Here is a 21,911-nt window from a genome sequence, read left to right as displayed (position 1 = left end):
CCTCCCCCTGCCGGGGGAGGACCTATGTTGGCCAGGCTCAGGGCTGGGTGTAGGCGCCCTTGGTCCAGCCCGAGGTGCCGGGATCGCTGCAATATTCGGTCGTGACGTCGCCGCCGGTGACGTAGAGGCGGATGTGCTCGCCGGCCGAGTCCTGCCACACGGTGACCGAGGCCTGCGAGCCCGGGAAGGACGCGCCGGCGACCCAGCCCTGGCCGTCGTTGCAGCGTTCGCTGATCGTGTAGCCGTCGCTCGAATAGACGCGGATGTGCAGCGTGTGGTTGCTGTCGAACCAGCTCGTCGCGCAGGTGCCGATCGGAAAATCGGGATTGTCGCCGGACATGTGAATCTCCCCCTCGTGCCGCGTCCCATGACGCGGGTTGCGGCGACGCTCCCCTGTCCGGTGATTTGATGCAAACGGCATTGGAACCGGATCGGTGCGGCGTGGGCGCTAGCACTTTAATCTGGGTTGATCCGGGAACGTCAGGCAATCGATAAGGTTGTGCGATCGTCACGATCCCCGGAGCCTGCATGACCGAGAAGAACAGTGAAAAAACCTCGGTAACCAAGCAACTTGGCCCCGGGCTGATCACCGGCGCGGCGGACGACGATCCCAGCGGCATCGCAACCTATTCCCAGGCCGGCGCCCAGTTCGGCTATGGGCTGATGTGGACGATGGTGCTCACCTATCCGCTGATGTCGGCGGTGCAGCTGGTGAGCGCGCATATCGGGCGGGTGAGCGGCAAGGGCCTGGCCGAGAACATGCGCGACGTGATGCCGCGCTGGCTGCTGACCCTGCTCGTCACCATCCTGTTCGTCGCCAACACGATCAACATCGGCGCGGACATCGCCGCGATGGGCGACGCGGCGCAGCTGGTCGTCGGCTGGGGCGACCATTGGTTCACGATCTTCTTCGCCTTCGTCAGCCTGATGCTGCAGGTGTTCGTGCCCTATCACCGCTATGCGCGCGTGCTGAAATGGCTGACCCTGTCGCTGCTCGCCTATGCCGCGGTGGTGATCGTGGTGAAGGTCGACTGGGCGGCGGCGGCAACCGGGCTGGTGGTGCCCAGGCTCAGCGGGCCGCAGGCGATCGCCACGGTGGTCGCGATCTTCGGCACGACGATCAGCCCCTATCTCTTCTTCTGGCAGACCGCGCAGGAAGTGGAGGAGATCGAGGATGACGACGAGGCCAGGCCGCTGAACGAGGCGCCGGACCAGGCGCCGCGCGAGATCAAGCGGATGCGGATCGACACGCTGGTCGGCATGGCCTTCTCCAACGTGATCGCGCTGGCGATCATGATCGCGGCGGCGGCGACGCTGCACCAGCAGGGCGTGACCCAGATCGACACCGCCGCCGATGCCGCCAAGGCGCTGCAGCCGGTGGCGGGGGACTTCGCCTTCGCGCTGTTCGCGATCGGTATCATCGGCACCGGCCTGCTCGCGGTGCCGGTGCTGGCGGGCTCGGCGGGCTTCGCGGTGAGCAATGCGCGCGGCTGGCGCTGCGGGCTGGAGCACAAGGTGGCCGATGCGCCGGGCTTCTACGGCGTGATCGCGCTGGCGACCCTGCTCGGCATCGCGCTCGACTGGTCGGACATTCCGCCGATCCAGGCGCTGTTCTGGAGCGCGGTGGTCAACGGCTTCGCCGCGGTGCCGATCATGGCGGTGATGATGATCATCGCCACGCGCAGGAGCGTGATGGGCGAGTTCCGAATCAGGGGCCCGCTGCTCTGGCTCGGCTGGGCGGCGACCCTGGTGATGGGCGCGGCGGCGGCGGCGATGCTGATCTGGCAATAGGCCCTGTCCGGACTTGTCTTGCCGCATATCCCCAAGCCGCTAAGCTCGCGCCCGAATTCAGGGGAAGGGCACCCACATGACGGACGGCGCGAGCGAGCCGACGGGCAAGGACATCCGGCTGGTGATCGGCGCATCGTCGCTGGGCACGATCTTCGAATGGTATGACTTCTTCATCTGGGGCACGCTGACCGCCACCGGCATCCTGCAGCATACTTTCTTCCCGGCGGGCAACGACGTGCTGGCGAGCCTGCTCGCCTGGGCCGCGTTCGCCGTCGGGTTCGGCTTCCGGCCGCTCGGCGCGGTGCTGTTCGGCTATCTCGGCGACAGGATGGGGCGGAAATACACGTTCCTCGTCACCATCACCGTGATGGGTCTGGCCACCGCCGGCATCGGCCTGGTGCCGGGCTATGCCGCGATCGGCGTGGCGGCGCCGGTGCTGATCCTGATCATGCGCGTGGCGCAGGGCCTGGCGCTGGGCGGCGAATATGGCGGCGCCGCCATCTATGTCGCCGAGCATTCGCCAGGCGGCCGCGCCGGCTTCCACACCAGCTTCATCCAGGCGAGCGTGGTCGGCGGCTTCATCTTGAGCCTGGCGGTGGTGCTGGCGTTCAAGACCCCGATGCCCGCCGCGACCTGGGAGGCCTGGGGCTGGCGGCTGCCCTTCCTCTTCTCGATCCTGCTGCTCGCCGTGTCGCTGTGGATGCGCCTCAAGCTGTCCGAGAGCCCGGTGTTCAAGGCGATGAAGGAAGCCGGCGAGACCGCGAGCAACCCGTTCCTCGAGAGCTTCACCTATCCGGGCAACCTGCCGCGGCTGTTCATCGCGCTGTTCGGCATCGCGGCCGGGCTGACGGTGATCTGGTACACCTCGATGTTCTCGGTGCTGTCGTTCCTCACCGGGCCAATGCGGGTGGACCCGACCACCGCGCAGCTGATCTGCGGCGGTGCGGCGCTGGTCGGCTGCGGCTTCTTCGTGCTGTTCGGGCATCTGTCGGACCGGATCGGGCGCAAGAAGCCGATCGTGATCGGCTATGCGCTGACCCTGGTGCTGCTCTTCCCGCTGTTCTGGACGATCGGTGCGGCGGCCAATCCGGGGCTGGCGGAATCGGCCAGGCGCGCGCCGGTGGTCGTGCGCGGGCCGAACTGCAAATATGATCCCTTTGCCGCCAAGCAGGCCGATGCTTGCGGCCAGATCCTCGATCACCTTTCGAAGAAGGGCATCGCCTACAAGACGATGAAGGCCGATGCGGTGGTGGTGACCGTCGGCGGCGTGCCGGTGCCGGACATGCGCCCGGCCGGGCTCGACGCGACGCTGGCGGCGGCAGGGTACAAGCTCGAGCGGATCGTGCCCTCGACCGGCAACATCGCGGTGATCGTGCTGGCGATGCTCGGGCTGATGGCGCTGGCGGGGGCGACCTATGGCCCGGTCGCGGCGCTGCTCAGCGAGATGTTCCCCAGCCGGATCCGCTATTCCTCGATGTCGATCCCCTATCACCTGGGCACCGGCTATTTCGGCGGCTTCCTGCCTTTCATCAGCCAGTACATCGTCGCGCGGACCGGCGATCCCTATGCCGGGCTGTGGTACACGATGGCGGTGGTGGCGATGGCGCTGCTGGTCACGGCGCTGGGGCTGACCGAGACGGTGAAACCGCAGCGCAAGGTCCATCCCCATCTTTGAATGGGTCGCGGCCATTGCGGCACGGGGGCGCACCCCGTAACCGCTGGCACATGACTGCACCCCTGCGCCTGCGGCTGGACAGCGCCGCGCTCGTCTCGAACTGGCGGCATCTGGCGAAGCTGAGCGGCGCCGCCGCGTGCGGCGCCGCGATCAAGGCGAACGGCTATGGGCTGGGTTCGCGCGACGTGGCGCGCCGACTGGCCGAGGCGGGATGCCGCGACTTCTTCGTCGCCACCTGGGCCGAGGCGGCGGCGCTGGCCGATCTGGGGCTCAGCGTCTCGGTGTTGCACGGGCTGCGTGCCGAGGATCCGCTCGATGCGCCCTATGCGCGCCCGGTGCTGAGCACGGCCGAGCAGGTGCGGCGCTGGAAGCCGACCGGGCGGCCGTGCGACGTGATGGTCGACACCGGCATGAACCGGCTCGGCGTATCGGCGGAGGAGATCGGCGCGGGGCTGCTCGACGGGCTGGTGATCGAGACGCTGCTGAGCCACCTGGTTTCTGCCGATGAGGATGTGCCGCTCAACGCGCGCCAGCTGGCCGCGTTCGGTGCGCTCAAAGGGCGGACCGCGGCGAAGCGGATGAGCCTCGCCAATTCGGCGGGCATCGCGCTCGGCGCCGACTATGCCTTCGATCTCACCCGGCCGGGCATCGCGCTTTATGGCGGCTGGCAGCGGCCCGGGCATGACGCGATCCGCCAGGTCGCCACGCCGGAAGCGCAGGTCCTGCAGCGCCGCACGGTGCGGGCGGGCGACAGCGTGGGGTACAATGCCACTTGGATCGCGCCGGCGGATACCGAAGTGGCGATCCTCAACCTCGGCTATGCCGATGGCTATCTGCGCTGCTTCTCGGGCAAGGGGCTGGCCTCGGCCGAGGGTATCACCCTGCCGCTGATCGGTCGCGTCTCGATGGACCTGACCGCGATCGACGTGACCGCGCTGCCGGGGATCGGCGAAGGCGATTGGGTGGCGATGTCCTATGCCTTGCCCGAGACCGCCGCACTGAGCGGCCTGTCGCAGTACGAGCTGCTGACCGGGCTGGGCCCGCGCTACGAGCGCATCTGGCGCTGAGTGCGCCGGGACGCGAACACGCCGGCGCCGTGCAAGGATCCGGCATAATCCTATCCTCTGGAATGGATGGCCGCGCGCCGACTGTCGCGCGCGTCTCGGCGACTGCCTGACGCTTGCCGGGAGGAGGCGGGCCAACCCGGCCCGTCGCGGATCTGGCCAAAGAAAAAGGACGGTGACCGAAGTCACCGTCCCCAAAGTCATTCCGATGCCGGAAGCAATCAGAACCGGGCGCGGAAGCCCGAATAGTAGGTACGACCACGGAAGTCGTAGATGGCCGTGCCGGCACCCGTCGCGGTCGAGCCGAGCGGCGGAGCCTGGTTGGTCACGTTGTCGACGCCCGCATAGAACTGGAACGCGTCCTTGCGGCCGCCGTTCGCGACGTTCCACTCGAACCGCAGATCCGAGTAGAGGATGGCCGGATACTTCTTCGGCTCGCTGGCGTCGGCATTGGCCGGACCCACTCCGTTGATGCCGTTGAAGTTCTCCCACGCACCCACATACATCGGGCCGATATAGTGCGCGCGGTAGCCGAACGTCACGTCGCCGACATTCAGGTCGGTGTCGAAGCGGAACTCGTTCTCGGGATAGCCGACCTCGCTCAGGATTCGATTCTCGAACTTGGGATTGGTCGGATCCTGGAAGTCGCTGACCTTGATGCTGTGCACGTAGATCAGGCTCGAGTTGAGCGACGCATTGGCACCAAGCCTCGTGCGATAGCTCACATCGAAGTCGATGCCCTTACGCACGCGGTTGGCGTAGTTCAGCGGCGCCACGATCAGCGAGTTGCTGCGGATCGCGCCGGGCAGTTCGCCGTTGGGCCCGGTCCCGGTGCCGAGGTAACGCGAGAACTGCGAGCAGTAGATGTTGTTCAGCGTCGCCGAATCGTAGCAGTTGTTGAGGATCTGCTGCGCGGTGACCGACGCGATCACGCCGTTCACCTTGATGTTGTAGTAATCGACGGTGAGCGACAGGCCCGGGATGAAGCTCGGCTGGAACACCGCACCGAAGGTGTACGAGTCCGAAGTCTCGGCCTTGAGGTTCGGATTCGAGCCGCTCACGATCGCCAGCGAGTAGTTGACGGCGGTCAGGTTGGCCAGATTGGCCGCGCCCACCGCAGTCGTGCAGTTCGTCGAACGAGTCGCGCTGGTGTTGATGTTGATCGTGTTGCACGGATCGCCGATCGTCGAGAAGTTCGGGACCAGCGGGAAGCCGGTTTCCGAGACGTTCGGTGCACGCACCGCGCGGGCATAGTTGGCGCGGAAGCGGATGTCGCTGATCGGCGACCACTGCACGCCGCCATTGTACGCCCACACGCTGCCCGTGCCGCCGCCATAGTCGGAGTAACGCGCGGCGCCGGTGGCCGTCAGTTCCTTGAAGAAGGGCACGTCCTTCAGCAGCGGAACCTGAACTTCGCCGAACGCTTCCTTCACCTCGAAATCGGGCGGGGAGAAGGTCGGGATCGCAACGGCGTTGGTGAAGCCCTTGGACGAGAAATCGTCCTGCTTGTAGTAGGCGCTCTCACGACGATACTCGCCGCCCAGTGCGAAGCGGATCGGACCGCCGGGCAGTTCGAACAGCTGGCTGAGATCGCCCGAGACGAAGCCCTGGAAATCGAGCTGCTCGAGCGAGGCATCGGCCGTGAACGTGCGGGAGAAATAGTTGATCGCGTCGGCGTTGCCCGATCCGTTGCCGAACGGGTTGTACGGCTTGCAGGCCGCGATATCGGCGGCGAGGCGGGCCTGGTTGGCGGCGCGGTTGGCGACTGCGACGTCGTCGGTGCGGGTGTCTGCCACGGCCGAGGCCGGATCAAACTGCGAGCGGCACTTGATCGTGTTGGTCACCGGGTCGAGGCCGGCGTCCATCGCGAGCGAGAAGCGCTGGCGATCGATATAGCCCTTGGCCACCGTCGTCTGATCGAAACGGCCGTAGTTGGCCGACACTTCGTACGACCAGTCGCCGTTGAAGGTGCCGCGGAAGCCACCGACGACACGGAAGGTGTCGCGCTGGAACTTCTCGTCGCGCAGGCCCACGTCGAGCAGGTTACGCGCCATCTGGAAGCGGTAGGTGCCGTTGTTCAGCGCGGTGATGTCCGCCGCGGTGAGGTTGCCGGCCGCCGGGCAGCCAGCGGTCAGGCTGATGTTGCAGCCCGAAGCGATGACCGCGTTGGTCAGCAGGGTACGGTTCGCGGTGCCCAGGAAGGGGTTGTCGATGCGAACCCGCTCACGATAGTCGCCGACGTTGCCGTTGTTGCCCGCAGCGGTCTGAATGAACGACGGGCCGGCATTGTTGCCGAGCGCGTTCACGCGGTCCCACTTCGCCTCGACGAAGAACTCGAGGGCGGGGCTGAACTCGTAGTGCGCGATCAGGTTGGCGTTGTAGCGCTCGAGGAACGGCAGGATCGACACGGTCTTGCCTTCACGGCCGGTCTGGCCGTTGCCGCCCAGGATACCGCCCGTCGGGCCGGCACCGTAACGCGTACCCGTCTGCGCGATCAGCTGGCCGGCCGGCGTGAAGATGTAGGTGCAGTTATACGGCGTGCCGTTGGTGTTCGGAGCGCCGAAGCTGGCGAGGGTGCCGGTGCCGCAGGCCGCGACGCCCGTGCGCTGCGGGACGGCGATCAGGCCGTTCGGGTTGATCGTCGCGCTGCGGATGTCGCGCAGGAAGATCTGGTCGGCGAAGCCGTCGCTGCCGTTGACCAGCGTCTGGCCACCGCTCGACGCGTCGGAGTCGACCGTGACCAGCGTGTTGTTCTGGCGCATCCACGGCACGTCGGACGCATAGACGCGATCCTGGTGGGTATATTCCGCCGAGACCGTGATGTTGCCCCGGCCATCGGCGAAGTTCTTGCCGACGATGCCCGAGATCGACTGGTTGCCGCCGAAGCCCGCTTCGGTGATGCCCGCGTTGCCGCGCAGCTCAATGCCGTCATAGTTGCGCTTCAGGATGAAGTTGACGACGCCCGCGATCGCGTCCGAACCATAGACCGCCGAGTTGCCGCCGGTGACGATGTCGACGCGCTCGATCAGGTTGCTCGGGATCGACGAAACGTCGGGCGAAACTGCGTTGTTCAGGATGTCCGCGGCGACGTGACGGCGGCCGTTGACGAGCACCAGCGTGCGCTGGGTGCCGAGGCCGCGCAGGTCGAGCAGGTTGAGGCCGGCGATGCCGATGCCCAGGCCCGGGTTCTGCTGCGAGAAGGTGCTGGCGAGCTGCGGCAGGTTGTTGAGCTCGTCACCGATCGAGGTGTTGGCCGACTTGAGCAGCGCTTCACCGCCGATCGAGGTCATCGGCACGTCCGAGGTGACGTTCGGGCTGCGGATGCGCGAACCCGTGACGACGATCGATTCCTGATCCTCCTTCGGTGTCGCGGCAGTGGTGGCGGTGTCGCTCGTGTCGCTCGACTGCGCGAATGCAACCGCAGGAACGAAAAGCACGGAGCTGGCAAGCGCGGTAGCGCTCAACAGATGACTTATCTTCATTATTTGCCCCTTCGGACGGGATGCCCGAAGGGATAATGAGACGGACATGTTTCCGCGCTGCAAGAGAAGGAAACGCGCTGCAACGCAATTCCATTCCCGGTGTTGCAGAAAAGTGACTGTCGGGCGCGCTAAATTTCAAGCGCCTTCGAGTTAATGTAATATTCAGAATGTGCCCTAGTGCATCAATACACTAGGGCGGGGAGGGTAGAAACATTCTGTTACGCGCTGAAAGGCATTTCAGCGCTCGATGCACATGGCGATTCCCATGCCGCCGCCGATGCACAAAGTCGCGAGGCCCTTCTTCGCGTCGCGCTTGCCCATCTCGTAGATCAGCGTGGTCAGAACCCGCGCGCCCGAGGCGCCGATCGGGTGGCCGATGGCGATCGCGCCGCCATTGACGTTGACCTTGCTCGCGTCCCAGCCGAGTTCCTTGCCGACCGACAGCGCCTGCGCCGCGAACGCTTCGTTCGCTTCGATCAAGTCGAGATCGGCGATGGCCCAGCCGGCCTTCTCCAGCGCCTTCTTCGACGCCGGGACCGGGCCGATGCCCATGATCGACGGGTCGACGCCAGCGGTCGCCCAGCTCCGGATCGTGGCGAGAATCGGCGCGCCGCGCTTCTCGGCTTCGTCGCGGCGCATCACGACCAATGCTGCAGCGCCATCATTGAGGCCCGAGGCATTGGCAGCGGTGACGGTGCCGTCCTTCTTGAACGCCGGGCGCAGGCCCGAAACGCTGTCGATCGTGGCGCCGGCGCGGATATACTCGTCGTCGGAAACGACGGTGTCGCCCTTGCGGCCCTTGATCGTCACCGGGGCGATCTCGTCCTTGAAGCGGCCCTCGGCGCGGGCCTTCTCGGCCTTGTTCTGCGAAGCGACGGCGAACTCGTCCTGCTCGACGCGGGTGACCTGATATTGCTCGGCCAGGTTCTCGGCGGTGATGCCCATGTGGTAGCCGTTGAACACGTCGGTCAGGCCGTCCTTGATCATCGTGTCGACCAGGGTGACGTCGCCCATCTTCGCACCCGCGCGCAGCGCCTGGGCATGGTTGGCGAGCGACATGCTCTCCTGGCCGCCGGCGACGACGATGGTCGAATCGCCGGTCTGGATCGCCTGGGCGGCGAGGGCGACCGCGCGCAGGCCCGAGCCGCAGACCTGCTGCACGCTCCACGCCGGCACTTCCTTGGGCACGCCGGCGGCCATCGAGGCCTGGCGGGCGGGGTTCTGGCCCTGGGCCGCGGTGAGCACCTGGCCGAGGATGACTTCGCTGACTTCCTCGCCCTTCACGCCGGCCTGCTCGAGCGCGGCCTCGATCGCGACGCGGCCCAGCTCGTGCGCCGGGGTGCTGCCGAATGCGCCGAGGAACGCGCCCACCGGGGTGCGCTTGGCGGCGATGATGACGACGTCGTTCGGATTGGCCATGCTCGGAACTCCTGCGGGTGGTTTTGCCGTTTGGCGGCTATTTAGGGTGCGCTGCGGCAAGAAGCCAGTCGCGCAAGGGTTCCCACACCATTGCCCGTGCCCGGCCGCCCACGATCATGCCGACATGGCCGAGCGCCAGGCTCTGCCGCGCGGGCAGGCCGGCGGCAGTGGCGGCGGGGACGATCCGGTCGGTGGTCGAGAGTAGTTCGAGCGCAGGGCAGGCAAGGCGCGAAGGCAGGATCCGCGTGCCGTCGATCCACCAGCGGCCGCTGCCGGGGCGGTCGGCCTTGAAGAAGCGCTCGAACATCTGCGTGCCGGCTGCGTAGGTCAGGGGGGCACCGGCATTGGCCCAGTCCTCGAGTGCGACGAAGGCGCGGGCCCGGTCGCTACCGGGTTCTGTTTGGGCGAATCGCTCGAACTTGGCGACCGTGCGGGCGGGATCGAGCTGCCAGAAGCCGGCCTGGAGCACTTCCATCGGCACCAGGCCGAGCTGCGCACATGCGGGCTCGGCGGCTTCCCATTGCGCCGCAATGGCTGCGCGCGCGAGATCGCCATAGCGGCGGAAGCGCCAGGGCGCGGCGATCGTCACCAACCCCTTGGCCGGTTGCAACATCGCCGCTGCCATCGCCAGCGTGCCGCCCAGGCAATAGCCGGCGAGCAGCGGCGGTTCGTCCAGCGCCTCGAGCAGCGGGAGCAGCAACTCGGTGATGTGCCGGTCCACGCCCTGGTCGCGATCCGCCGGATCGGGCGTGCCCCAATCTACGAGAAGCGGTCGAAGCCCTTGAGTCGCCAGCCATTCGAGCAGCGAATTGCCCGGCGCGAGATCGAGGATGAAGGGCGGGTTGATCAGCGAGGGGATGAAGACGACCGGCGGCCCATCGCCGCCATAGTCGCGCAGGGCGGCGCGGCCGGCCGTGGCGATTGCAGGCTTAAGGGCGCGTTCCGGCGGCCTTTCCGCCTCCTGATATGCCTTCAGTCCGGTCAGCGCCGCGGCGCGTCGCTCCGGCGATGCTGCGGTCTCGCTGCGCAACAGCGAGAGGAATAGTGGAAGGGGGCGCGGTCCGTGTTGCGCCGCAGAATGAAACGATGATAGATATGTTTCACTCACTCGGGGGGCCTTAGATGAAGAAGAGCGCTGCAGGCACCGGTCCGGTCATCATCAAGAAGTACGCGAACCGGCGGCTCTACAACACCGAAACCTCGTCCTACATCACGCTGGACCATCTGGCTGCGATGACGCGCGAGGGGCGCGATTTCAAGGTCGTAGATGCCAAGACCGAGGAGGACATCACCCATAATGTCCTCACCCAGATCATCATGGAAGAGGAGCAGCGCGGCCAGACCATGCTGCCGGTCAACTTCCTGCGCCAGCTGATCGCGCTCTATGGCGATTCGATGCAGGCGATGGTGCCGGGCTATCTGGAAGCGTCGATGGAGAGCTTCCGCCGCAACCAGCAGCAGTTCAAGTCGGCGGTCGAGGGCGCCTTCGCCAACTCGCCCTTCGCCGAGATGGCCAAGCGGAACATGGAGATCTTCGAGGCGGCGACCCAGGCGTTCAAGCCCGGCGCGACGCCGGGTGCTCCGGGGGCGCCGGGTGCGGCCGCTCCCGCGCCCGCGGCGAGCGAAGGCGACGATGTCGCAGCGCTGAAGGCGGAGCTCGCCCGCCTGCAGGACAAGATCGAGAAGCTGGCGAAATAACAAGTCGTCACCCCGGCGAAAGCCGGGGTCTCGTGCGGCTCTTGCCCCGCGCTTCTGCCTTCCGCCGGGACGACCGTTTTGGGCCGGCTAGCCCCGCGCGTTCAATCCGCCCAGGGCCGCGCGGATTTCCTCCAGCGTCGGCATCTTCTGCTCGATCACGCAGCGCAGGCCCAGGCCGGTGAAGCCGTGATAATCGGTGGCGCTGGCGAAGGCGATCGTGCTGTCGCCGCGCACCTCGGCACCGCGCACCGCCTTGGGCGGCAGCGCGACATGCTCGCCGTGGCGCTTGCCCGAGGAGCTGGCCACGATCCGGTCTTGCTCGTCGACGATCGAGATGCTCGTCCGCGCCCAGTCGCGCTCGCCGAACAGCGAACGGTCGGAGATGATGCCCGGGATATGCCCTTCCCAGTCGAACTCGAGGTAGAAGGCGCCGAGCGGCCGGCCATCGCGGCCGCGCGGGCGCACGCCGGTGACGAAGACGAGTACCGCGCGGTGGTCCGAATAGGGGTTCAGCCACACCTCGTCGGTGAACCATTCGTCGCGGCGGTGGCTGCGCATCGCGCTCAGATATTGCGGCGCGCTCGACAGGTCGACGCCGCGCACCCGCGCATGCGGATCGGACGCGGCGATCACCTTGCCCTCGGCATTGGCGAGGAAGGCGTTGACGTAATAGGGCGAGATGCCGGTCAGCATCGCCAGCCGGGCATCGGCGGCGGCGATCGTCTCGGGTGAGGGATCTTCCAGCGCGGCGATCACTTCGGAATCGGATGCCATCAACCGCAGATCGATGCTGCGGCCATAGAGATGGCGGCTGACATTCTGGATCAGCGCCTGGGCCAGCTCGACCAGGCGGGTGCCCTCGATCTCGCTGACCATCTCGTCGGCGATGCCCGCGCCCATGGCGAGGCGCTCGCGCACTTCGGAGCGGAACTCGATCGAGGCACCGCGTGCCTGCTGGGCGAGCGCCTTCACTTCCTGCGCCACCACCGAGAAGCCGCGCCCGGCCTCGCCCGATCGGGCGGCCTCGATCGCGGCGTTCAGCGCGAGCAGGTTGGTGCGCGCAGCGATTTCCTCGCTGGTCGCGGCATAGCTGTCCACTTCCTCGCGGAGGACCGACAGAAGGGTTCGAATTCGGCGCGGCACATGTCAGGCATAAGACATGCGGGTTAAAGCTGCGTTTAGGACGAAAAGATCAGGGCTTCCTGAACTTTAGCGTCATCCGGTCGCTCTCGCCGATCGCCGCGTACTTGGCCCGGTCGACATCCTTGAGCGTGTAGCTCGGCGGCAGCGTCCACACGCCCTGGGGCCAGTCGGCGGTGTCGCGCGGATTGGCGTTGACCTCCGACGCGCCGACGAACTTGAACCCGGCCTGCTCGGCCAGGCGGCGCACGGTCGAGACCTTGATATAGCCGCTGCTCTTCTCGCGCTCGGCGCTGGCGCTCTCGGGCAGGCGGTGATCCTCGATGCCGAGCGTGCCGCCCTTCTTGAGCATCGCGAACATCTGCTGGAATGCCTCGGGCGAGTAATCGACGTCGCCGCGCTTGTAGCCCATCCGCCAGTTATGGACGTTGCGGAAGGTGAGAACGACGTCCGCCGTGCCATCGGGCACCTTGGGCTGGCCGGCCTGGGCCGGGAAGGCGACGAGCTTGGCATGGCCGTACAGCGCGGCGTCCTTGGCCTTGAAGGTCTCGACCGCCTTGCCGCCATTCGGGAAGTCGGGGCCGACCGCCGCGTAATAGCTGCCCTTCGCCCGGGTGAGCGGAGCGAGGATCTCGGTGTACCAGCCGCCGCCCGGCCAGATCTCGACCACGGTGTTGCCGGGCTTCACTCCGAAGAAGGTCAGCGTGTCCACCGGATGGCGATACTGGTCGCGGGCGACGTTCGCCGGCGTGCGGCTGGGCGAGGCGACGGCGTCGGCAATGGCGGAGCGTTGCGTGCTCGGTGCCCCGACGGCCACGCTGGCGACAGCGGCGGCGGTGGTGAGCACGGCAAAGATGGTCAGGGTCTGGCGCACGCGAATTCCCTCCCTAGATGTCGTCCGCGCATTTGGGGGGTTTTTGTGACGATGCAACTACAATTGTGGATCGGGGCGGCGGGCGCTGCGGTGATCGCGGTGGTCAGCGGCCTGGGCGAGCATCGCCGCCGCGAGCGCAAGCGGATCGACGATGTCGGTTTCGTGCCCTGGCAGTTCCTCCAGGTGATGGCGATGCTGGGCGCGGTGATCCTGGCGAGCGTGGCACTGAACTTGCGCTGAGGGCCGGACAGCGGAAAATGGGTGGAAACGCTCCGGTCGCGCACCCTTGCAAGTTCAGTATCCAGAGCCTGCCAGATAATGTTGCCCGCGATACGTCGCGGGAGATACGCCGAGACGGCGCTGAAATGCGCGCCGGAATGTCTCCACGTCGCCGAAGCCGCTTTTCGCTCCGGCAACCTTGGGAGGATGACCGGCTTCGAGGAATTGCCGCGCGGCCTCGACACGTACGCCCTCAACCCAGGCCGATGGCGTCAGGCCGATCTCTTCCTTGAACAGGCGAGCGAAGTGGCGCGCGCTTATTCCGGTTCGCTGGGCCAGGCTCTTTACGCTGTGGTCGTCTGCGGGATTGGCTTCCACCCACCGCTGCACATCCTGAAGTGCCGACCGACCGGCAAGGCTTCCCTGCCGCGCGCGACTATATTGAAGTTGTCCGCCCGGACGGCGGAAATACATGACGAGCTGGCTCGCCACCCGTCGTGCGAGCTCCGCGCCCAAATCCTCCTCGACCAGCTGGAGCGCGAGATCCAGGCCGGCGGTCACGCCGGCTCCGGTCCTCACCTTGCCGTCGCGCAGGTGGATGGCATCCACTTCCAATAGAACCTCTGGAAAGGATCTGGCGAAGATGTCGGCCAGTGCCCAGTGCGTGGTCGCGCGGCGGCCATCAAGGAGGCCGGCCTCGGCCAGCAGGAAGGCGCCCGTGCAGATGGACCCATAGCGCCGGGCCGCAAGCGCCGCCTCGCGCAGCTTTCCGAGAAGCTCGACATCGCGGGCGCGACGATGGAGGTGCGGCGCCCCTGCCACGAGCAGCGTATCCAGATTGCCGTCGCCCAGCACCCCATCGATCGTGAGCCGCAGGCCCGACGATGCTCTCAGCGTTCCCGGGGAGACTCCAAGGACTCGAATTTCATATTCGATGCTGCCGGATTGGACATTGGCCTCGGCAAACACGTCGGCCGGACCGGATACATCCAGTAGCTGAACACCCTCGACCGCGAGGATTCCGATCTGCCTTGGCCGCATGCCGCTCGTGTCCGTTCTTAAGGTGATTTGGCAGAAATAGCAGGAATACATCGAATCGCGCCATCCCCTAGGCGCCTATGTCTCTCCCGACACCGAAGGAGACCCGCCATGTCCAGCATCGATCCGGCTGCGGCCATTCCCGACAGCAAGCTCGCCAGGGCGATCACCGAGTTCATCCGCGACACGGAGAGCGAGCTGCTCTTCAATCACTCTAGCCGCGTCTACCAGTTCGGCGCGCTCGCCGGCCAACACCGGGGCCTGAGCTTCGATCGGGAGCTGCTCTATGCCGGCGCGATGTTTCACGACATCGGCCTGATGCCGAGCCACGCAAGCGCCCATGAACGCTTCGAGGTGGACGGTGCCCACGCCGCGCGCGACTTCCTGCGCAGCCATGGCGTGGCCGAGGAGGACGCCTATACGGTTTGGACGGCGATCGCGCTGCACACTACGCCCGGCGTACCCGCCCATATGCATCCCGTGGTCGCGCTCGTCACGGCGGGCGTAGAGATGGATGTTCTCGGCCTGACCTATGGCGAATATTCCGATGCGGAGCGCGGGGCGGTGGTTGCCGGTTTCCCTCGCACTCCGACTTTCAAGGAAGACATCATCCAGGCCTTTTACGAGGGCATCAGGCACAAGCCCGAAACGACCTTCGGAAACGTCAAGGCCGACGTGATCGCGGACAAGCAGCCCCATTTCCATCGTGGCAATTTCTGTTCGGTGATCCGCGGTTCGCGCTGGGCGGGCTGAGGCCATCGTCAGGGAGGACTGGCGACTCCGGACGACGGTTGTGGAGGCGCCCAGGTCTTCGGGGGCTAGTAGAATTTCCGCAGCGTCAGCCGGCGCTCGCTGCCGTCGCACAGGCTGAGCGTCACCATCCGCCCCGGCACCCCCGCGCTCCAGTCGACCGGCCGGCCGGCCACCGCCACGCCGTCGGCGCTGCAGATCGTCTCGCCTTCGCGCCAGCCGCCCTCCGCGGCGGGGGAGCCGCGCATGACGTGGAGCACGCGCAGATGATTGCCCTCGGCGCCGAGCAGCAGGCCGCTGGTCGAGCGCAGCACCGGCGTGGCGGCCGAGGCGGCGGGCTGCAGCACCATGCGTCCGGCACGCGGATCGAGCAGCACGCGGTAGCGCAGCAGCAGCCCGGTGCCGATCCGCCCGGCGGCGCCGGCCGCGGTGGAATAGCCGCCTTCGCCTTCGATGCGGACTTCCGTCTCGGAAAGGGCGCTGCCGCCCAGGGCAAAGCCGGGGATGACCGCAGCCTCGCTGACCAGCGCGCCGCCGATTCCCCAGCCGAGCGTGGTGGTGAGAGTTGCGCCGCGATAGTTCGCGCTGGCCCAGGCCGCTTTGCTCAGCGTCACGGCAGCGCCGTCGCCGGTATCGACGATCATCGGGCGCAGCCGCGCGTTGCCAAGGCGGATCTCGGTGACCGGCACGCCCGAGCCGTGCTGGAGCGCGAGCGGGGCGGTCTGGCCGGTGAAGGGCATGCGGCCGCTTGGGAGGATTCGAAAACGCCTCACGGCATAGTCGATGTCGAGCGCGCAGCAGCTCAGTACGTCGCTGCCGATCAGCAGGTCGGCGCCGAACCGGTCCTGGCCCGGCGCGTCCGGAATGACGATGCGCCCGCCGCGCCGGGTGAGCCCGCCCATCACCAGCGTGCCACCCGGTGCCCAGGCGACCTCGACACCGCCGCCGATCGCCAATGCGCGCTGGCGGCGGCCGATGGCGAGCCGGGCGCGGGTGGCGAAATCCTGGGTGGCGAGGGTGTTGGTGAGCCCGGTATCGAGCACGGCGCGCACCGGTCGCCCGTTCAGCACCGCCTCGAAGCGGATCTGGTTGGACGGCGTCAGGTCGAAGGCGATCCAGCGCGCCTCGCTGTCGGGCGCGAGGGTGATGCCGTCCTTCGCCTCCTCGCCGGGCGCGGAAACGGGCGAGGCGGCGAGCGCCAAAGGCAGGAGAAGAGACAGCACCGGCACAGCCTAGCCGGTCAGGCGATCAGAGGCACGCCTCGAGCAGTGCCTGGTCGAAGCCGTACTGCTTGGCCTTGTCGAGCGTATAGGGGCGCAGGCCCATCGAGCGATATTCGCCGATGATCTTGCCGTCGGCGCTCTCGTCCAGATACTCGAACTTGAACAGCTCCTGGGTGACGATCACCGGGCCTTCCATGCCGATCACTTCGGTGACATTGGTCACGCGGCGCGAACCGTCGCGCAGGCGCTTCACCTGGATGATCAGGTCGACCGAGTCCGCGATCTGGCGGCTGATCGCTTCCTTCGGCACCTTGATGTCCGACATCATCACCATGTTCTCCATACGGGCGAGTGCCTCGCGCGGAGAGTTGGAGTGGAGCGTACACATCGAGCCGTCGTGACCGGTGTTCATGGCGGCGAGCATGTCGAAACACTCGCTGCCACGGATTTCGCCGAGGATGATCCGGTCCGGGCGCATACGCAGCGCGTTCTTCACCAGGTCGCGGATGGTGATCTCGCCCTGGCCTTCGAGGTTGGGCGGGCGGGTTTCGAGCGGCAGCCAGTGTGGCTGCTGCAGGCGGAGTTCGGCCGCGTCCTCGATCGTCAGCACGCGCTCGCCCGGGTCGATCATCTTCGACAGGGCGTTGAGCATCGTCGTCTTGCCCGAGCCGGTACCGCCCGAGATGACGATGTTGAAGCGGCTGGCGCCGGCGATCTTGAGTGCGGTCGCCATCTTCTGCGACATCGATCCGCCCTGGGCCATCATGTCGAGCGTGATCGGCTTGGCCGAGAATTTACGAATCGAGATCGCGGTGCCGCGCAAGGAGAGCGGCGGCACGATCACGTTGACGCGGCTGCCGTCCTTGAGGCGGGCGTCGGCGAGCGGCGTGGTCTGGTCGACGCGGCGGCCGACCGAGTTGCAGATGCGCTGCGCGATCTGGAACAGATGCTCCTCGTCGCGGAACTGGATGTTGGCGAGCTCGAGCTTGCCCTTGCGCTCGATGAAGGTCTGCTCGGGGCCGTTGACCATGATGTCCGAGATGGCCGGATCGCTGAGCAGTTCCTCGAGCGGCCCGAGGCCGAGCAGCTCGTCGACCAGCACCTTCTCGAGCGCGAACTGCTCGCGGCGGTTCAGGGTCAGCTTCAGCTCGGCGAGGACCTCGCCGATGATCGGGCGGAATTCCTCGGCCAGCTCGTCCTTGCTGAGCGTGGCTGCGGCTTCGGGATCGACGCGCTCGAGCAGGCGCGGCAGCACCTGTTCCTTGATGCGGTGGATCGAAGCCTCAAAGCCCTCGACGCGCGAATTGCCCTGCTCGCCGGCGGCGGCCTGGCGATCGGCGAGGCGCTGCAGCGCTTCGGCACTGGCGACGCTGGGGCCGTTGGGATCGCGCTCGGCCATCGGGTCGGGCATGGCGCCCTGGCCCGGAAGCGGCACGGAATTGATCGGGGGGAACTGCTCGCCGCCCAGCGGGGCGGGATCAACCGGGCGGGGCAGCGGTCCGCCGCCCTGCATCGGGCGCGCAACACCGAACGCCGGCCGGCCTGCCGGTCCACCACCCAATCCGCTGCGTCGTCCGAAAGCGCTCATCAGAACCCAATGTCCCCTCGACGGCGGAGTGTTACCGGCCAAGGCTTGATATTTACCTAACCCGGTAACCCCGCTTGTTACGGAGATGGACCAGCAAAGGTGCAAAGCGGGTAAACGCGCCGGCCTAGAGGAACGGTCCCCTTGCCCGGACGCGCGCGCCGCTGGGGGCCAGCCCGGCGAGTGCGCGGAAATCGCGGGCCATGTGTGCCTGGTCGGCATAGCCGCGCGCGGCGGCGGTGTCGGCAAGGGTGTCGTCGCCGTGCTGGACGTCCTGCAGCGCGGCGCGGAAGCGCAGCAGGCGCAGATAGGTACGCGGCGCCAGCCCCAGTTCGCGCGCGAAGATGCGCTGCAGGCGGCGATGGGGCAGGCCGGTGGCCGCTGCGATCTCCGCGACGCTGGTCGAAGCGAGGATGGCGCGGGCGAGGGGCGGGGGCTCGATGCCGGCAAGCGCTGCCGTCAGGTTGGCGACGGGGTCGTCCCGCAGCAGATCGGCGAGCGGCGAATCGGGCGCAACTGCGATCCAGTCATCGGCGAAGCCCGGACAGGGTGGCCCGCCCAGCGCATGCCAGGCCCAGGGCCACAGCTTGATCGCGGTGAAGCGGGCATCGCCGCTGAAGCCGAAGCGGATCGGGTGGGCGGAGAGGCCGGTGGCGAAGAATTCCGGCTGGTCCCGCCGCCATTCGGAACGCCCCGCCGGGCGATGGATCAGCTCGACGCAGCCGTCCGGCGTTGCCTCATGTTCCACCCAGCCCGGCTCGCTTGCCTCGAGCGTCCACACCGCGGCGACAAGGCCGTCGAGCGATGGAGGCAGGGGCAGCTCGGCATAGTCCATGGGCGGAGCCTCGCATGTCGCGTCGGTTCAAGCCAGCGGGGCGTGCGGGGCCTATGACGGCGTGAGCAGGGAGGACGGAAGGATGATCGCGAACATCATGCTGCTTGCCGGGCTGGGGTTGTCGCCCGAGCCGCTCGACTGGCTGGTCGGCAAATGGTGCACCGAGCCGGCCAAGGGCCGGACGACCTGCGAGACCTGGCAGCCGATGGGCGCCGATCGCGTCATGCGCGGGGAAACGGTCACGACTTCGGCGAAGGGGGAACGGCGCGAGCCGATGCGGATCACCGGGGATGCGGGCAAGCTGGTGTTCCATGCCGAGCCGCAGGGCCAGGCGCCCACCGATTTCGCGGCAAGGCATGCCGCAGCGCAGAGCATCGAGTTCGTCAACGCCGCGCACGATTATCCGCAGCGCATCCGTTACTGGCGCGAGGGGGAGCTGCTGATGGCGGAGATTTCGCTGGCCGATGGCAGCAAGCCGATGCGCTGGCGCTATCGCCGCGCGGGCCAGTAACCCATTGGGGTGAAAGCCGGGATTCGGGCCGCGAGAGCGGGACGAGAGCTTCCCAGGGAGGATCCCGGCTTTCGCCGGGGAGACGGAGCCGACGGGGCAAACCCGTCGGCGTTTCGTCGTATCAGCCGGCCTTTTCGGCGAGAACCGTCAGGCCCTTCTCGTTCACTTCGGCGAACCCGCCTTCGATGCGGATCGTCTCCGGCGTGGTCGCGCCGGCCTTGTAGATCTCGAGATTGCCGTCGCGGATGGTCGACATCAGCGGGGCATGGCCTTCGAGCACGCCGAAATCGCCCTCGGTGCCGGGGACGACGACCATGTGCACTTCCTCCGAGCGGAGGAGCTTTTCGGGGGTTACGAGTTCGAAGTGAAGCGACATGACTTGTTTCCTAGGGCTTTTGAGCGGCGTCGGGCTGCGCTGCGCCGACATTTCCCGCGAGATAACTGATATCGAGCTGGACGCCTTCAGAATCCGCCGCGGCCGGGCTCAGCCACTGCATCTTCGCGCGGACGCCATAGCCGGGCATATCCGGCTTCGGCGCAGCGCGCAGCAACAAGCGCTGCGACAGCGGCATCTTCTCGCCCGCATCGACTGCGGCGGCCGTCTGCCAGCCCTGCGCGCCGAGCGTGTTCGCCAACGAGGCGGCCAGCGGCGCGACGGGCTCGGACGATCCGGTGACGTAGAGATCGCAGGCATTGCCGTTGTAGAAGATCACCCAGACCTCACCCGAAGCGGCGGGAAAGCGCGCCGCCATCGAGATCTTGAACATCATCCGCGACTGGCTGTGGCCGATCACGCGCTGGATCAGCGGCGGCGTGTCGGCCAGCGTCTTCATGCCGGCGTTCATCTGCGCAATCATCTTCGCCGCCCGGGATCCAGACGGCTCGCCCGCCGGGAGCTTGATCCGCGATTCCTCGGGCTCGTAGAAGTCGGTGCCCTTTTCGAGCGACCAGCTGTTGGTCTCCGCGGCCTTGGCGCACAGCGCGGCGGCACGCGGCAAAACCTCCGCCAGTGGCGGCGAGGCGGGGGCGGTTTGCACCGCCAGCCCGCCGATTATCGCCGCCACCGTGAGCATTACGCGTCTTCAGCCAGCTTCTTGCCCTTGGCGATGGCGTCGTCGATGCCGCCGACCATGTAGAAGGCGGCTTCCGGCAGGTGGTCGTACTCGCCGTTCACCACCGCCTTGAACGACTTGATGGTGTCCTCGATCTGCACGAACGCACCCGGGATGCCGGTGAACACTTCGGCGACGTGGAAGGGCTGCGAGAGGAAGCGCTGGATCTTGCGCGCGCGCGAGACGGTCAGCTTATCTTCTTCGCTCAGCTCGTCCATGCCGAGGATGGCGATGATGTCCTGCAGCGACTTGTACTTCTGCAGGATCGACTGGACCGCACGGGCCGTGTCGTAATGCTCCTGGCCGACGACGCGCGGCTCGAGAACGCGGCTGGTCGAGTCCAGCGGATCCACCGCCGGATAGATGCCGAGCTCGGAGATCGCGCGGTTGAGCACGGTCGTCGCGTCGAGGTGGGCGAACGAGGTTGCCGGCGCCGGATCGGTAAGATCGTCCGCGGGGACGTACACGGCTTGCACCGAGGTGATCGAGCCCTTGTTGGTCGAGGTGATGCGCTCCTGCAGCGCGCCCATGTCGGTCGACAGGGTCGGCTGGTAGCCCACGGCCGAAGGAATACGGCCGAGCAGTGCCGACACTTCCGCGCCCGCCTGGGTGAAGCGGAAGATGTTGTCGACGAAGAACAGCACGTCCTGGCCTTCGACGTCGCGGAAATATTCGGCGATCGTCAGGCCCGACAGCGCGACGCGGGCACGGGCGCCCGGCGGCTCGTTCATCTGGCCATAGACCAGGGCGACCTTCGAACCTTCGCTGATGGCATTGCCGTCGGCGTCCTTGGCGATGACGCCCGCGTCGAGGAACTCGTGATAGAGGTCGTTGCCCTCACGGGTACGCTCGCCGACGCCGGCGAACACCGAGGTGCCGCCATGGCCCTTGGCGATGTTGTTGATCAGCTCCTGGATGAGCACGGTCTTGCCCACGCCGGCGCCGCCGAACAGGCCGATCTTGCCGCCCTTGGCGTAGGGCGCGAGCAGGTCGATGACCTTGATGCCGGTGACCAGGATCGCGTTCTCGGTCGACTGGTCGACGAACAGCGGGGCCTCGGCGTGGATCGGCGCGCGCAGGTCGGTGCCGACCGGGCCGCGCTCGTCGATCGGCTCGCCGATGACGTTGAGGATGCGGCCGAGCGTCGCCGGGCCGACCGGGACGGAGATCTGCGCGCCGGTGTCGCTGACGACCTGGCCGCGGGTCAGACCCTCGGTCGAGTCCATCGCGATCGTGCGGACGGTGTTCTCGCCGAGGTGCTGGGCGACCTCGAGGACGAGCTTGTTGCCGTTGTTGTCGGTCTCGAGCGCCGAAAGGATCGCCGGCAGCGGTCCTTCGAAGGCGACGTCGACGACGGCGCCGATCACCTGGCTGATGCGGCCGCCATTGTTGGTCGTGGTCGGCAGAGTGCCGGCGGCATCCGCCTTCGGCTTGGTCGCGCGCGGCTTGCGGGCGGGCTTCTCTGCGATGGGAGCTTCGGTTGCCATTGCTGTTT

At 67.1% G+C, this 21,911-nt stretch carries 20 protein-coding genes; 7 read left to right on the top strand and 13 right to left on the bottom strand.

The window, feature by feature from the left end; translation table 11 throughout:
• Positions 1 to 37: 37 nt before the first annotated feature.
• On the bottom strand, positions 38 to 421 hold the full coding sequence (locus GGR46_RS21820; RefSeq protein WP_184000193.1) for a fucose-binding lectin: 384 nt from the start codon (positions 419 to 421) through the stop codon (positions 38 to 40).
• A gap of 107 nt (positions 422 to 528) precedes the next feature.
• Between GGR46_RS21820 and GGR46_RS21815 the strand changes: the two genes are divergently transcribed.
• The 3 genes from GGR46_RS21815 to GGR46_RS21805 all read left to right on the top strand — a co-directional run bounded on the left by GGR46_RS21815 (position 529) and on the right by GGR46_RS21805 (position 4,533).
• On the top strand, positions 529 to 1,791 hold the full coding sequence (locus GGR46_RS21815) for an Nramp family divalent metal transporter (RefSeq protein ID WP_184000192.1): 1,263 nt from the start codon (positions 529 to 531) through the stop codon (positions 1,789 to 1,791).
• Positions 1,792 to 1,867: 76 nt separating this feature from the next.
• The gene (locus GGR46_RS21810) at positions 1,868 to 3,466 is read left to right on the top strand and encodes an MFS transporter (protein ID WP_184000191.1); all 1,599 of its coding nucleotides are present in this window, start codon (positions 1,868 to 1,870) and stop codon (positions 3,464 to 3,466) included.
• Positions 3,467 to 3,516: 50 nt separating this feature from the next.
• Positions 3,517 to 4,533: an alanine racemase gene (locus GGR46_RS21805; RefSeq protein ID WP_184000190.1), complete on the top strand. Its 1,017-nt coding sequence runs from the start codon at positions 3,517 to 3,519 to the stop codon at positions 4,531 to 4,533.
• A gap of 218 nt (positions 4,534 to 4,751) precedes the next feature.
• Here GGR46_RS21805 and GGR46_RS21800 read toward each other — a convergent pair whose 3' ends face one another.
• The 3 genes from GGR46_RS21800 to GGR46_RS21790 form a co-directional block, all read right to left on the bottom strand.
• Positions 4,752 to 7,967: a TonB-dependent receptor domain-containing protein gene (locus GGR46_RS21800; RefSeq protein ID WP_343058295.1), complete on the bottom strand. Its 3,216-nt coding sequence runs from the start codon at positions 7,965 to 7,967 to the stop codon at positions 4,752 to 4,754.
• A gap of 282 nt (positions 7,968 to 8,249) precedes the next feature.
• Positions 8,250 to 9,431, bottom strand: a complete 1,182-nt coding sequence (locus tag GGR46_RS21795) for an acetyl-CoA C-acetyltransferase (protein ID WP_184000188.1) — start codon at positions 9,429 to 9,431, stop codon at positions 8,250 to 8,252.
• A 37-nt stretch (positions 9,432 to 9,468) separates the two neighbouring features.
• A complete protein-coding gene (locus GGR46_RS21790) occupies positions 9,469 to 10,464 on the bottom strand; it encodes an alpha/beta hydrolase (protein ID WP_184000406.1) in 996 nt (331 codons plus the stop codon).
• Positions 10,465 to 10,553: 89 nt separating this feature from the next.
• On the opposite strand from GGR46_RS21790, the gene phaR reads away from it, so the two are divergent.
• The gene (phaR, locus tag GGR46_RS21785; protein ID WP_184000187.1) at positions 10,554 to 11,129 is read left to right on the top strand and encodes a polyhydroxyalkanoate synthesis repressor PhaR; all 576 of its coding nucleotides are present in this window, start codon (positions 10,554 to 10,556) and stop codon (positions 11,127 to 11,129) included.
• Between the two features lie 87 nt (positions 11,130 to 11,216).
• Here phaR and GGR46_RS25755 read toward each other — a convergent pair whose 3' ends face one another.
• Both GGR46_RS25755 and GGR46_RS21775 read right to left on the bottom strand, forming a co-directional pair.
• Complete coding sequence (locus tag GGR46_RS25755; protein ID WP_343058294.1) at positions 11,217 to 12,227, bottom strand: methyl-accepting chemotaxis protein; 1,011 nt, start codon at positions 12,225 to 12,227, stop codon at positions 11,217 to 11,219.
• Between the two features lie 94 nt (positions 12,228 to 12,321).
• Positions 12,322 to 13,143: a class I SAM-dependent methyltransferase gene (locus GGR46_RS21775; RefSeq protein ID WP_184000185.1), complete on the bottom strand. Its 822-nt coding sequence runs from the start codon at positions 13,141 to 13,143 to the stop codon at positions 12,322 to 12,324.
• Between the two features lie 51 nt (positions 13,144 to 13,194).
• Between GGR46_RS21775 and GGR46_RS21770 the strand changes: the two genes are divergently transcribed.
• Positions 13,195 to 13,383 carry a hypothetical protein gene (locus tag GGR46_RS21770; RefSeq protein WP_184000184.1) on the top strand — a complete coding sequence of 63 codons (189 nt, stop codon included), beginning with the start codon at positions 13,195 to 13,197 and terminating at the stop codon, positions 13,381 to 13,383.
• 54 nt (positions 13,384 to 13,437) lie between these two features.
• Here GGR46_RS21770 and GGR46_RS21765 read toward each other — a convergent pair whose 3' ends face one another.
• On the bottom strand, positions 13,438 to 14,454 hold the full coding sequence (locus tag GGR46_RS21765; RefSeq protein WP_246426302.1) for a GlxA family transcriptional regulator: 1,017 nt from the start codon (positions 14,452 to 14,454) through the stop codon (positions 13,438 to 13,440).
• Positions 14,455 to 14,511: 57 nt separating this feature from the next.
• On the opposite strand from GGR46_RS21765, the gene GGR46_RS21760 reads away from it, so the two are divergent.
• The gene (locus GGR46_RS21760; protein ID WP_184000183.1) at positions 14,512 to 15,153 is read left to right on the top strand and encodes an HD domain-containing protein; all 642 of its coding nucleotides are present in this window, start codon (positions 14,512 to 14,514) and stop codon (positions 15,151 to 15,153) included.
• Positions 15,154 to 15,218: 65 nt separating this feature from the next.
• On the opposite strand, the gene GGR46_RS21755 is transcribed toward GGR46_RS21760, so the two are convergent.
• From GGR46_RS21755 to GGR46_RS21745, 3 genes are all read right to left on the bottom strand, one after another.
• On the bottom strand, positions 15,219 to 16,373 hold the full coding sequence (locus GGR46_RS21755; protein ID WP_343058292.1) for an aspartyl protease family protein: 1,155 nt from the start codon (positions 16,371 to 16,373) through the stop codon (positions 15,219 to 15,221).
• 25 nt (positions 16,374 to 16,398) lie between these two features.
• Positions 16,399 to 17,961, bottom strand: coding sequence for a TadA family conjugal transfer-associated ATPase (locus GGR46_RS21750; protein ID WP_184000182.1), 1,563 nt, complete (start codon positions 17,959 to 17,961; stop codon positions 16,399 to 16,401).
• 124 nt (positions 17,962 to 18,085) lie between these two features.
• The gene (locus GGR46_RS21745; protein WP_184000181.1) at positions 18,086 to 18,793 is read right to left on the bottom strand and encodes a helix-turn-helix domain-containing protein; all 708 of its coding nucleotides are present in this window, start codon (positions 18,791 to 18,793) and stop codon (positions 18,086 to 18,088) included.
• A gap of 82 nt (positions 18,794 to 18,875) precedes the next feature.
• Between GGR46_RS21745 and GGR46_RS21740 the strand changes: the two genes are divergently transcribed.
• Positions 18,876 to 19,304, top strand: coding sequence for a DUF6265 family protein (locus GGR46_RS21740; RefSeq protein ID WP_184000180.1), 429 nt, complete (start codon positions 18,876 to 18,878; stop codon positions 19,302 to 19,304).
• Between the two features lie 121 nt (positions 19,305 to 19,425).
• On the opposite strand, the gene GGR46_RS21735 is transcribed toward GGR46_RS21740, so the two are convergent.
• Genes GGR46_RS21735 through atpD form a run of 3 tightly spaced genes read right to left on the bottom strand, consistent with a single transcriptional unit; the run spans position 19,426 to position 21,903 of the window.
• Positions 19,426 to 19,680: an ATP synthase F1 subunit epsilon gene (locus GGR46_RS21735; RefSeq protein ID WP_116840035.1), complete on the bottom strand. Its 255-nt coding sequence runs from the start codon at positions 19,678 to 19,680 to the stop codon at positions 19,426 to 19,428.
• Between the two features lie 10 nt (positions 19,681 to 19,690).
• A complete protein-coding gene (locus GGR46_RS21730; protein ID WP_184000179.1) occupies positions 19,691 to 20,377 on the bottom strand; it encodes a hypothetical protein in 687 nt (228 codons plus the stop codon).
• Positions 20,377 to 21,903, bottom strand: coding sequence for a F0F1 ATP synthase subunit beta (gene atpD, locus GGR46_RS21725; RefSeq protein ID WP_246426301.1), 1,527 nt, complete (start codon positions 21,901 to 21,903; stop codon positions 20,377 to 20,379). Before atpD ends, GGR46_RS21730 begins: the two co-directional genes overlap by 1 nt.
• Between the last annotated feature and the right edge of the window lie 8 nt (positions 21,904 to 21,911).

It is taken from the genome of Sphingomonas kyeonggiensis, from assembly GCF_014196745.1.
GTDB classification, from domain to species: Bacteria; Pseudomonadota; Alphaproteobacteria; order Sphingomonadales; family Sphingomonadaceae; genus Sphingomonas; species Sphingomonas kyeonggiensis.
This window is presented reverse-complemented; position numbering and strand designations above follow the sequence as displayed.